The sequence below is a fragment of the Streptomyces sp. NPDC003077 genome (assembly GCF_040611095.1).
In the GTDB taxonomy this organism is placed as follows: domain Bacteria; phylum Actinomycetota; class Actinomycetes; order Streptomycetales; family Streptomycetaceae; genus Streptomyces.
The window spans coordinates 47,914-60,851 of sequence record NZ_JBEXNM010000030.1 but is presented as its reverse complement, the minus strand read 5'-3'; the positions used below and the strand labels follow the sequence as shown (position 1 = coordinate 60,851).

Here is a 12,938-nt window from a genome sequence, read left to right as displayed (position 1 = left end):
CTGACATGCCATGACGCCGTCTATAGGGTTGGCCGGGCACGGCATCGGGCGGCGGAGGGCGACGAGGAGCATGGCGGAGTTGGAGGGTGGCGGCGGCCGGGGCACCGGGCGGGCCCAGCCGGCGGGGCCCCGGGGGTACGCCGTACCGGCGGACGTCGACGGGGAGCAGGACGCGCTCTTCCTGCCGCTGGGGCCGCCGCTGGAGATCGGGTCCGACGGCCGGCCGACCGGCGTCGAGCTGGAGCTCCCCTCCGACGAGGAAGACGAGGGCGATGGCACGGGCCAGGCCTACAGCGATTCCGACGGCATCTCCGCCCCGTTCCGGCCCGACAGCATCAAGATCCACACGGAGACCACCACCGTGGACCTGCTGCTGTCCCGGCTGCGGGAGGGCATGATCGACCTGGCACCGGACTTCCAGCGCCGGGCCGGGGTCTGGAGCGATGCCGCGCAGAGCCGACTGATCGAGTCGCTGCTGCTGCGCATCCCGATCTCCAACTTCCACATGGCCCAGGACGACGAGGACAAGTGGGCCGTGGTGGACGGCGTCCAGCGGCTCACCGCCATCGCCCGTTTCATGGCGCCCGAGATCACCGGCCTGGGCCCGCTGGCCCTCCGGGGCATGGACTACCTCTGGAACTTCCACGGCAGCACGTTCCAGGACCTGTCCGGGCGGCTGAAGATCCGGCTGCGCGAGACCCAGCTCACGGTCCACATCATGCAGCAGGGCACCCCGGAGGCCGTGAAGTACAACGTGTTCTCCCGGATCAACACCGGCGGCGTGCCGCTGAAGCCGCAGGAGCTGCGGCACGCGCTGGTGCGGGGACCCGTCCGGGCGTTCCTCGCGGACCTCGCCGAGGACCCGTCGTTCGGCGAGGCCACCCGGTGGAGCGTGTCCAACGAGCGGATGGCCGACCGGGAGATGGTGCTGCGCTTCCTCGCCTTCCGCCTGTCCAACCCGGCCGAGCACACCGAGAAGGACTTCGACCGCTTCCTGACCGACGCGATGTACCGGGTCAATGCCCTCACCGAGGAACGGCGGGAGGAACTGGCGCGGGAGTTCCGGGTGGCCATGCGGTGCGCGAAGGACCTGTTCGGCGAGCACGCCTTCCGCAAGTGGCGCGGCGGACCGGGCCGCTCCCCGATCAACAAGGCCCTGTTCGAGACGGTCGCCGTCCACCTCGCACTGCTCGATGAGCGGGAACGGGAGAGGCTGGTAGCGTCTCGGGGGGTTCTGCTCGAAAGGTTTGTCGAGCTGATGGGGGACTGGGACTTCGACCGGTCGATCTCCATCGGCACCGGGGACCCGGCGAAGATCCGCACGAGGTTCCAAGAGGTGGCACGGTTGTTCCGGGGGGTAGCTGAGCAATGATCGACCGTCTGACGCTGCACAACTTCAAGGCGTTCCGCGACACGTCTTTGCCCCTGGGCCCGCTCACCCTCCTCACCGGCCTCAACTCGTCCGGCAAGAGCAGCGTCCTTCAGGCGATCGCGCTGCTTCGTCAGTCGTACGAGACCGGTGACCTCGTGGTCTATCCATCTCTGAGGACGTGGCAGACCGGACATCTTCCCGGCCTGGCCAACCGGGGCTTCCTGCTCAACGGTGAACTCGTCGGTCTCGGGACCGGAGAAGACGTGCTGCACGAGGACTTCGCGGGGGACGAGGCCCGCATCGGCCTCAGCGTCGACGAAGGGCCGTACCACTACGGCTGGACCGTCGAATACGACCCCGAGCAGAACCTGCTGCCGCTGCTCGACGTCGACGTGCCGTTGACCTCGGAGGGGGGGTACGACCGGCCAGCCGGGCCCGAGGCTGTATCCCCGTCATTCTTCACCGCCCCCTTCCAGTACCTGCACGCCGACCGGATCTCGCCCGCCGAGTTCTACCCGCGCGACCACCACGCGGCCATCGGCCGCCGTTTCCTCGGCGTCCGCGGCGAACACACCGTCAACTTCCTCCGCCACCACGCCGGGGACAAGGTCCCCGAAGGCCCCCTGCACCACCCGCGTGCCGCCTCCGACCTCCTGGGCGACCAGGCCGCCGCCTGGATGGGCGATCTGTGCCCCGGGGTGGACATCCGGGCCGACACCATCGAGGGCGCCGACGCCGTACGCCTCTCGTACGGATTCCAGGGAACGCTGGGCCCCACCCGGCGCCGCCGCCCCACCAACGTCGGCTTCGGCCTTACCTACGTTCTGCCGATCGTGGTGGCCTGCCTCACCGCCCGCCCCGGCTCCCTGGTCCTCTTGGAGAACCCGGAGGCGCACCTGCATCCCCAGGGGCAGACGCAGATGGCCATGCTCGCCGCCGCAGCCGCTGCGCAGGGCGCACAGGTGATCATGGAGACCCACAGCGACCACGTCATCAACGGCGTGCGGCTCGCCGTCAAGCAGGGACGGATCACTCCCGACGGGGCGGTGTTCCACTACTTCCGTGGCGACGGCACCGGCGTGGAGGTCGTCAGCCCGCGGGTCGACGCGGACGGGATGCTCGACCAGTGGCCCACCGGGTTCTTCGACGAGCTGGAGAACACGCTCGACCAGCTCATCGGCTGACACCCGCCTGGGGAGGGCGGGACAAGGCGCACACATCGTCGCGGAGGGGAAGACGTGCCGCAGCTGTTCCTGAACGAGAGATCCTGTGAGACGACGGCCGATCCGGAGCGGGTCAACCGTGCCATGACCGAAATGGTCAGGTCCGTCCTCGCGGTGGCCAAGGAGGACCGGGCGGGAACCCGGCTCTTCTCCCGGGAGCCTGTCAACGCGTTGCGGCTGGCCCAGGGGCACGCCATCGGCAAGTGGGTCGGCACCCCGGGCGCCAGGGACCTCTACCTGCGCCTGCTCCAAATGCAGACGAAATGGCCCCATCGCGAGGCCTTCCCCGAGGGGGAGACCTACTCCGACGTCGAGTACCGGCACGACGGGGACACGGTCGACGGGCTCGGGGCGGCCCACCTGACCGGCGGCCTCGCCGTCTCCCTGCCGGTCGAGCCGCGCTGGGACGCCGACCGGCTCACCCTCGTCCGCGAAGAACTCCTCGACGACGAGGACGGCGGCTCCGCGCTCACTGAGGTCGAGGTGCCGCACGCCTCCAGCCGGGAGCACGTCGCCACCCACCTGCCGTGGATCCGGCGCGGCGCGAACGCCGACCGGCAGAAGGCCGTCGAAGGCCTGCGGACCGGCACCGAACTGTGGGGCCGGCGCTCGGACCTTTTCCCGCTCCTCCAGTTCACGCCGCTCGCCGAGCAGCACTTCGCCGAACTGCCCGAGGTGTGGGTGCGGCCGGTGGGCGAGCGGCTCGGAGAGCTCCAGGACGCGGTCAGCGACTGGGACCCGGTCGGGCAGCCGATCTCGCCCCAGTGGCGTTCCTACGTCCGCACCGAGTTCGAGGGCCGGCGGCGGCTGTGCTGGTTCCCCGACGTCGATGGCGAGAACCGCCTGTTCGAATGGCACTGCGACTTCCTGCCGAAGCCGGGCCGCATGCATTTCCGGCTGCTCCACGAGGAGCGCACCCTGCGCATCGCGTACGTCGGGCGGAAGCTCGGCGTCTGAGGCGCCGGAGCCGCCCCCGGGGCCGCCCACCACCCCCGATACCGTAGACCGGTGAACGGGCACCCCCGGTCTGCCCCGCTCCCACCAGCACCACCAGCACCAAGGAGGACCGCGCGTGCGTCCCACCCTCGCCGCCGATCAGGTACGGGCCAGCCTGAGCCAGTACCTCGCGACGACGTACGCGCTGGCCGACGAGAGCACCCGCCGGGCCCTGGAGAACTTCCTCGGTGACGCCGAGGACGGCATCTTCCGCGGGCCCTACCTGCGGGTCCGCACCCCCTTCCGGAGCGCCGAGGGCACGGACTGGCGGCGGCACCTGACCTGGTATCCCCGTGACGAGAAGTTCACCCCGTACCGGCACCAGGAGCTCGCCTGGGAGCGGCTGTCCACGCTGCACGGTCCGGCGCGGCCCACCCTCGTCACCACCGGCACCGGGTCCGGCAAGACCGAGTCGTTCCTGATCCCGGTCCTCGACCACTGCCTCCGGGAGCGCCAGGCGGGCCGGGAGGGCGTCAAGGCGATCCTCCTCTACCCCATGAACGCGCTCGCCACCGACCAGGCCCACCGCATCAACGATCGGCTCGACGACGCCGAGGACACGCGGCTGCGCGACGCCGGGGTCCGGGCGGCGCTCTACATCGGCGACACGCCGTCCCAGGAGTTCAAGCGGGCCAATCCGGCGGTCGCGGTCGACCGGGAGGAGATCCGGCGCACCCGGCCGGACATCCTGATCACCAACTACAAGATGCTCGACCTGCTCCTCCAGCGCCCCGAGGACCAGCGGCTGTGGCAGGACTCGGCGCTCGCGTACGTCGTTCTCGACGAGTTCCACACCTACGACGGGGCCCAGGGCACGGACGTCGCCATGCTGCTGCGCCGCCTCGGGTCGGTCACCGGGCTCGCCGAGCCGGGCCGCCCGCTGGGGCCGGTCTGCCCTGTCGCCACGTCCGCCACGCTCGGCGAGAACGGTCCGGGGGCGGCCGGGCGGCCGGGCGGCGGGCCCGGCATGTTGGAGGTCGCCGAGCAGGTCTTCGGCGTGCCGTTCCCGCCCGAATCGGTCGTCGGCGAGGACCGGGAATCGACCAAGAGCTTCACGGGTGAGAGCGACTTCACCCTCCCGTTCCCCTCGCCGGAAGAGGTCGTCGCACTCGGCGACCCCACCCGCGACGCGGGCGCCATGGACGCCCTCGTCAGCGCGTTCACACGACTGAGCGGGCCGACTCCCGCGGAACTCGGGGCCGTGCTGCGCCGTCACCGGCTCACCGCCGCCGTCCTGGAGATCCTCGACGGCGCCCCCAAGACACTCGCCGAGATCACCGAGGTCCTGCCCCGCTACGCCTACCACTGGGGCACGGCCGTGCAGCAGCGGCCGGGCATCGCCGCCCAGGCGCTCGCCCGGTACGTGGCTCTCCTGTCGTACGCCCGCAAACCGGACGACCCCGAACGGCCACTGCTGTCCATCGAGATCCACCACTGGGTGCGCTCGGTCTCCCGCGTGCTGCGGGGCATCAGCGCGGCACGCCCCGAGTTCCGCTGGGACGACGAACGGGTGACCCCCGGTGGCGCACTGGCGCGCAAGGACCGGGGCCCGGCCGCCCGGCCGTCCCCGTACGACGGGGAGGGCCCCGCCGTACCGCTCGGCGCCGCCGAGCCGGCCGCCGTACCGGCCGACGACAGCGCCCCGCAGCCCGCCGAGGTCTTCCTGCCCGCCATCTTCTGCCGCGAGTGCGGGCGCTCCGGCTGGGCCGCGTACTCGCCGGAGATCGACCCCACCGAGCTCGACCTGAACGCGACGAAGATCCGCCGCGCCTCGGTCGGCCGCGACAAGCGCCGGGTGCGCAACATGATCGCCGCGACCCCGCAGGAAGTGCACGAGGCCGCCTTCGGGGCCGGGGCGGACCGCCGGCGCGGCGGGCCCGCCGTCATGGTCCTGGAAGGCATCGGCGGACGGCTGCGCCCGCTGGCGCCCGAGTCCGACTTCACCGGCCCGGCGGACGGCGGGGGACCGCGCCGCCCGACGCTCCCGCACGACGCCGCGTTCGTCCACGCCGACCTCGAAGGCGACCGGGCGGCGGAACGCGACCAGTGCCCCGCCTGCCGCACCTTCAACTCCATCCGCTACCTCGGCACCGGCCTCGCGGCGCTCGCCGCCGCCGCCATCACCCAGCTCTTCACCGGTGGCGAACTGGACAAGAACCTGGGCGAGAACAAGACCCTCCTGTTCAACGACTCGGTCCAGGACGCCGCCCACCGCGCCGGATACGTCGCCAGCCGCTCGTACACGTTCTCGCTGCGCGCGCTCCTCGCCAGCCGCATCGACGAGGACGCGCCGATCACCCTGAACGACCTGGCCGCCGACCTGATCGCGGACGTCGTCGACAGCAAGGCGGTGCAGGCCGCCGTCATCCCGCCGGACCTGCACCTGATCCGCGGCGTGGACACCCTGCTCTCCGGCCGCAGCCGGGGTTCGCGGGCCACCTGGGAACTGATCGCGCAGCGCCTGTCGTTCGCCACCGTCATGGAGTTCGGCTTGCGGTCCCGGCAGGGCCGCACGCTGGAACTCACCCGCACCGTCGCCGCCGACGTGCCCGTCCCGGACCCCGACGCGGTGGCGGACCTCGTTCACGAGGTCCTGGTCACCACGCCGGGAGAGGTCGCCCTGCCCGACGGGTCGGCGCCCGGACCCGACCGGTACGTGGGTTTCGTCCGGGGTCTGCTGGAACGGCTGCGTACCCGGGGCGCCGTCCGGCACGCTTGGCTGGACCCCTGGCTCGACCAGGCGGGGGTGCGCCGGTGGGCGATCTGGGGCGGACGGAAACCCGGTATGCCGGCCTTCCCCCGCGGCGTCTCCGCGCCCGCCTTCCTGCTCGGCTCGCCCAAGCAGGGCAGCGAGGACTTCGACGTGCTCACCGGCCGGCTCGGCTGGTACCAGGACTGGGCCGTACGCGCCCTCGGCCTGCGCCGGGAGGCCGCCGCCGCCTTCCTGACCCGGCTGCTGCCCGCGCTCGCCGAGGCGGGGATCGTCTCCGCACGCACCGCGCTCGACGGTGCCACCCGTATCTACGGACTCCAGCCCGGCCACATCCAGGTCCGCAAACTCGCGGACGAGGTCGTGCCCGACGCCACCGCGCACTGCCCGCGCTGCTTCTGGGAACAGACCGTCCACCCCGACCTGGCCGACGCGTGGCACGGACAGCCGTGCCCCCGCTACCGCTGCTCGGGAATCCTCGGCACCGGCCGCGACCTGGACACCGGACTGCGCCAGCGGGACTTCACCGAGGACTTCTACCGGCGCATGTACCGCGAGGCCGGGGTCTTCACCATCAACACCGCCGAACACACCGGCACGCTCAGCCGCGCCAAGCGCGAGGCGGTCGAAAAGGCCTTCCGCGAAGGCACCGACGTCCACTACGCCAACCCGCAGGTGCTGTCCTGCACCCCCACCCTCGAACTCGGCATCGACATCGGCGACCTGTCGGCCGTCGTCCTCGCCTCCCTGCCGAAGGGACCGGCCAACTACATCCAGCGGGTCGGCCGGGCGGGCCGCTCCACCGGCAACGCGTACCTGCTCACCATGGTCGACCGGGGCCCGCGCGACCGCTACTACCTCGAAGAACCCCGGCTCATGATCGCCGGAGACGTCCTGCCGCCCGGCTGCTACCTGTCCGCGGCCGAGATCCTGCGCCGCCAGTACCTGGCCCACCTGCTCGACCTCGCGGGTGCCGGACGGCTGACCGCCCCCGATGGGACGCCGCTGCGGCCGCTGCCGGGGCGCGCCACCGAGCTGTTCGGGGCCTCGGCCTGGCAGGAAGAGTTCGCCGAAGCCGCGCTCGCCGCGGGACACCGGCTCGTGAAGCAGTTCCTGGACCTGTTCCCTCCGTACGACGAGAGCCGTGGCACCGGCGTCAGTCCGCAGGCCCGCGCCGCCCTCGTCACCTACGCGACCGACCCCGGCAAGGAGGGATTGAAAGGCGCCCTGGAAGCCGCGTGCCGGCGCTGGGAGGACCGCCGCGCCGACCTCCAGCACCGGATCGAGGCCATCGACCGCGCCCATGGACTGCTCGTCGCCGGCGACCCCGACCACGAACGGCAGGGCCGTGAACTGCGCGCCGAGCGCCGGGACGTGGCCCGCGTCTCTCGCGAGATCAGCCGCACCACCGCGCACGGCGCTCTCGTCGATCTCGGCCTGCTGCCGAACTACAGCCTGATCGACTCGGCCACCGAGTTGGAAGCCACCCTCACCTGGACCGAGGAGATCGACGGCAACAGCAAGAAGGACGGCAAGAGAGACGGAAAGGAGGGCGGCAAGAGGGACGGCAAGAAGGAGCGCAAGAACCACAGCAAGACCCTTCGCCACAGCCGTCCCGCCCGCCTCGCCCTCTCCGAGTTCGCCCCCGGCAACCACTACTACGCCCAGGGCTACAAGCACCGCATCACCGGACTGGACATCGGCAGTCCGGGCCGTCCGGCCTGGACCTGGTGGCGCGTCTGCCCCGACTGCGGGCACGTCCGCACCCACCGCGCCGAAGGGGACCCCTCGGCCTGCCTCCGCTGCGGGTCCCCGGCCATCGGAGACGTCGGCTGCCTGCACAAGGTGCTCGTGCCGCGCCGCGTCACCTCCCGGGACGAACGCGACGACGTGCGGGTACGCGACGACAGCGACGAGCGGGAGAGGCGGCACTACACGATCGTCCCGGCCGTGGACATCGACGCGCGCGACGTCGAACAGGCGTGGAGGCACCAACACGTCACCTTCGGATGGGAGTTCACCCGGCAGGCGCACGTCCGGCACATCAACGTCGGCGCCACCCGGGTCGACGGCGGGACGGACACGGCCTTCGCCGGACAGGAGGTCCGCCTCAACCCCTTCTGGGTCTGCGACGCGTGCGGCTTCGCCGACCCGGACGGCGGGCCCGCCGCGCACGACGCCGCCGACCCGTCCGCGTACGGCAGGTACCACCGGCCCTGGTGCCCCCGGCGGCGCGCCGGGGCCGAGGCCGCGCAACGGGGCGAGCGGGTGCTGCTCGCCCACGAACTGCGCACCGACGCGCTGCGCATCCTGATCCCCGCCGTCACCGTGCACACCCGGGAACGGCTCGCGTCCTTCAAGGCGCTGCTGCTGGCCGGCATCGCCCGCAGCTACGGCGGCGACCCCGACCACCTCGCGGTCGTCACCGACTCCATGCCCGCGGAACGCGGCGAGGGCGGGTACCGCCGCCACTTCCTCGTGCTGTACGACACGCTGCCCGGCGGCACCGGATACCTGCACCGCCTGGCGGGTCAGGACGGCCTCAAGGGCGTCCTGGAGGAAGCCCGCCAGGTGATCGAGACGTGCGTGTGCGTCGGGCAGGGCCGGACCGCGTGCCACCGCTGCCTGCTGCGGCACGTCACCGACAGCGAGTACGCCCTCGTCTCCCGTGAGCACGCCCTCGCCATGCTGGGCGACCTGTTCGGCCGCACCGCGGACGGATGGAGCGTCGCACCGGTCGCCACCACCCGGGACATCACCCTGGTGCACCAGGTGGAAAGCGAACTGGAGGCGCTGTTTAGGCGCGGGCTGCTGGAATGGGCCGAACGGATGGACGAGGTCAGCGTCCGCACCGCGCTCGGCGCCGACGGCACCAGGGACACGACGCTGCGGTTCACCGCACCCGACGGAACCGTCCGCGGCTGGCAGATGGAGACCCAGGTCCCGCTGGACTACACACGGCCGGACGTGGTCTTCCGCAGCACCGACGACGACCGCCGAGTGGCTGTCTACCTCGACGGTTACCGCTACCACGCGAGCCCGGAGAACCTCACCGCCGAGGCGGACGCGGACAAACGCACCCGGCTGCGCGCGGAGGGCTGGCAGGTCTTCCAGCTCACCTGGGACGACGTGCAGGCATGGACGGGGCGGACCAGGCCGCCGGCCGACCCCGTGTGGAAGCCGTACCCGAACACCGCGCAGAAGACGGCCATGGACGTCCACCGGCGCATGCACGCGGGGGACACCCGCGACCTGCCGCGCCTGGTGTGGGCCAACCCGGTCGAGACGCTGATCGGCTACCTCACCGACCCGGACCCCGACGTCTGGCGGCGGCGCGTCCAGAGCGCGCTCGCGGGGTTCGCGGCCGTGTCGGCGACCAGCAGGGCGCTGGCCGACGGCGAGGAGATCGGGCACCGGATCGGCGAGGCACTGCACGGGCGGCGGCTCGCCGGGGGACGGGGCGCCGTCCAGGTGATGGCCACCCGCGACGCCTCGGGTTGCCCCCTCACCATCGCGCTCGACCTGCGCAGGGGACAGACCGGCGCGGCCTGGACGGCCCTGACCGTGCTGGACGACAGCCCGGACCGGGTCACGGCCGACGAGGTCGCCCATCGCAGGCGCTGGCAGGCCTGGCTCTACTGGAGCAACCTGCTCCAGTTCCTCGACGCGGGCGAGGGGGAGGGGGCCCAGCTCACGACCGGCATGCTGCCCGGGTTCGACCCGGCCGAACTGGCGGTCACCGGCGGAGCCGGATGGCTCACCTCCCAGCGGCGCGCGCACGAACCCGAGGCGGCTGCAGGCGAACCGGCAGCGGACCGGCAGGAAGCCGAAGAGGCCCCCGCCGCCGTCCGGGATCCCGCCTGGGACGAGGTCATCGAGTTCCTCATCGACGATCCCGGCCTGCCCGCTCTCGCCCGGACCCTCGCCGCCCGGGGCGTGCCCGCACCGGTCGCCGGTTACGAATTGGGCGCGGCGGCATGGCCCGCCGAACTCGCCTGGCCCGACCGGCGCGTCGGCGTCGTCCTCGCGCACCGTCCGGAGCCGGGCGGCGAACGGGACATCGACGCCGAACAGCGGGACGAGGCCTACCGCAAGGCGGGTTGGCAGGTCCGCACCGCGACGGAATGGGACGCCGACGAACTCGCCGGGCTGGTGAGCGGCGACACCGACGAACGCGCCGGGCGGGTGGGCGGCGACGTCGACAGGGCAACGAACGACCATGAGGGGAACGAAGGATGACGGTCACCGGCGCGCCGAGGACGGGCGTGACCCTGCGCCTGCTCGACAAGGCCGACAAGGAAATCGTCAAACTGGATCGACCGGTCCTCGGGGCGTTCTACAAGTTCCAGCACGACTTCCGCCGCAACCCGGACGCCGGCGGATTCCACCTCAAGCAACTGGACGGCCACGACCGGCTCTGGTCGGCCCGCATCAACCGCGAGTGGCGGGCCCTGATGATCCGCCTCGGCGGTGACGACTGGCTCCTCGTCTCGGTCAAGCACCGCAACCACGTCTACAAGAACCTGGACCGGCTCAACTACGGCATCAACCACGTCACCGGTGCCATCGAGTACGTCGACCTCCAGGTCGTCGAGGAGAGCGTGCTGCGCCGCGAACTCGCGCAGCGACCCGCTCCCGCCCAGGCTCCGGAACCTGTTCCCGCTGTGGAACCCGACCGGCAAGAGCCGGTGGAGGAGCCGCTGTTCGCCGCGTACACCGACGAGCAACTCGCGGACCTCGGCGTCGCCGAACCGCTCGTCCCGATCGTCCGGAAACTCACCACGGACGACGAACTGCTCGGCCTCGTCGAGTACGCGCCCCGCCACACCGGGGAGGTACTCCTCCGGCTGCGCGACGGCGTTTCGTACACAGCGGTCATGGAACAGGTCACCGCGCCCGTCGCCGTGCCCGAGAAGGAGCAGAAGCACGTCACCGACGACTGGCAGGTGGCCGTCGACCGCTCCCAGACCGTGGTGATCACCAGCGACGAATCGCTGCAGAGCATCCTGGAGGAGGGGGACTTCGGGCGGTGGAAGATCTTCCTCCACCCCACCCAGGAAAAGCTGGTCCACCGGCGCTACTCCGGCCCGGCCCGGGTCGGCGGCGGCCCCGGAACGGGCAAGACGATCGTCGCCCTCCACCGCGTGTGCCACCTGGTGCGCAAGCTCCCGCCCGGCCGCAACAAGCCCGTCCTGCTCACCACGTTCAACCGGAACCTCGCCGCGGACCTGCGGGCCCGGCTCCTCTCGCTCGGCGGCCCCGACGTGCTGGCCCGGGTCGACATCACCCATGTCGACCAGCTCGCCACCCGCATCGTCAGCGAGGCCGACCCGGGCCGCGCGAAGCGGCGGATCGACGACGCGGCGGCGCTGCGCGAGTGGCGGGAGCTGCTGGTGGAGGCGGGGGAGACCCGCTGGAGCCCGGAGTTCCTCAGCGACGAGTGGAACCAGGTCATCCTCGGTCAGGCCGTGACCTCCCGGAGCGCCTACTTCGCCGTGCGCCGCGCCGGACGGGGACGCAGCATCACCCGCGCCGAGCGCGCCGGAATCTGGCAGCTCGCCGAACGCTTCACCCAGCGGCTCGAAACCAAGGGACTGGAGACCCACCGCCAGGTCGCGGAACGGGCCGCACGGCTGGAGATGGCCCGCAAAGCCAAGATCGACAAGCGGGCGGAGGAACGCGAGGACCGGGGCGGCCTGGACAACCTCCACGTCGAGGCCGGCTCCGGCGCCTGGCTGCGCTACCGGTACCGGCACATCGTGGTCGACGAGGCCCAGGACCTCAGCGCCGCTCACTGGAAGATGCTGCGCGCCATGGTGCCGTCCGAGCCCGACGACATCTTCCTCGTCGGCGACACACACCAGCGCATCTACGACAACCAGGTCACCCTCGGCAGCCTGGGCGTCCACATCCGCGGCCGGTCCTCCCGGCTGACCCTCAGCTACCGCACGACCCGGGAGATCCTCCGCGACGCCATCCGGGTACTGGGCGACGCCGTCTACGACGACCTCGACGGTGACGCCGACACCCTCGCCGGATACCGCTCGGTCCTCCACGGCCTGGCCCCGTCGCTGCGCAGCGCGCGGAGCTGGGATGAGGAGATGGACCTCGTCGTGGAGCAGCTGCGCGCCTGGCACGACGTGCCCCGTGAGTCCACGGCGATCTGCGTCCCGACCAATGACATGGTCACGCAGCTCGCCGACCGCCTGATCCGACGCGGCATCACTCCGACGGAGATCACACAGGACGGACCGCGCAGCGACCAGGGCGTCCACATCGGCACCATGTACCGCTTCAAAGGGTTGGAGTACCGCTGCCTGATCATCGCCGGGGTGGCCGAGGGGCTCGTCCCCCGCGCCTCCGTGGACGCGTGGGAACACTCGGACCCGAGCCGCCACCAGCGAGAACTTCACCGCGCGCGCTCCCTGCTCTTCGTCGCGGCGACCCGCGCCCGTGACGCGCTCACCATCACCTGGCACGGGGAGCCGAGCCGGTTCCTGGCGCCGTTGCTTCCGCCCAGGTGAGGCGGGCTTCTTTATCGACGCCGGAGTGTGCGGGTCACCGTTCGCGACCGTCTGACTCGTCACTTCGGTGTGACGAACGCTCCATCGCGGAGCAACGTCGACACGTATGCGAC

General features: G+C 71.8%; 5 protein-coding genes. All 5 read left to right on the top strand.

The features are described 5' to 3' along the window. Positions 1–70: 70 nt before the first annotated feature. Positions 71–1,372 (top strand): DUF262 domain-containing protein, encoded by a 1,302-nt coding sequence (locus ABZX96_RS20765; protein ID WP_355546446.1) that lies wholly within the window; start codon positions 71–73, stop codon positions 1,370–1,372. Continuing rightward, positions 1,369–2,556 carry a DUF3696 domain-containing protein gene (locus ABZX96_RS20760; protein ID WP_355546444.1) on the top strand — a complete coding sequence of 396 codons (1,188 nt, stop codon included), beginning with the start codon at positions 1,369–1,371 and terminating at the stop codon, positions 2,554–2,556. The genes ABZX96_RS20765 and ABZX96_RS20760 overlap by 4 nt, the downstream gene beginning before the upstream one ends. 54 nt (positions 2,557–2,610) lie before the next feature. Then, positions 2,611–3,552 carry a hypothetical protein gene (locus ABZX96_RS20755; RefSeq protein WP_355546442.1) on the top strand — a complete coding sequence of 314 codons (942 nt, stop codon included), beginning with the start codon at positions 2,611–2,613 and terminating at the stop codon, positions 3,550–3,552. Positions 3,553–3,667: 115 nt separating this feature from the next. Further along, entirely contained in the window at positions 3,668–10,540 is a 6,873-nt protein-coding gene (locus tag ABZX96_RS20750) for a DEAD/DEAH box helicase (RefSeq protein WP_355546440.1), read from the top strand. Continuing rightward, entirely contained in the window at positions 10,537–12,825 is a 2,289-nt protein-coding gene (locus ABZX96_RS20745) for a UvrD-helicase domain-containing protein (protein ID WP_355546438.1), read from the top strand. The genes ABZX96_RS20750 and ABZX96_RS20745 overlap by 4 nt, the downstream gene beginning before the upstream one ends. The last annotated feature ends 113 nt before the right edge of the window (positions 12,826–12,938 follow it).

Excerpts from the sequence above, each read along its gene's own strand:
- ABZX96_RS20765 (WP_355546446.1), top strand. The coding sequence starts at position 71 with ATGGCGGAGTTGGAGGGTGGCGGCGGCCGGGGCACCGGGCGGGCCCAG.
- ABZX96_RS20760 (WP_355546444.1), top strand. The coding sequence starts at position 1,369 with ATGATCGACCGTCTGACGCTGCACAACTTCAAGGCGTTCCGCGACACG.
- ABZX96_RS20745 (WP_355546438.1), top strand. The coding sequence starts at position 10,537 with ATGACGGTCACCGGCGCGCCGAGGACGGGCGTGACCCTGCGCCTGCTC.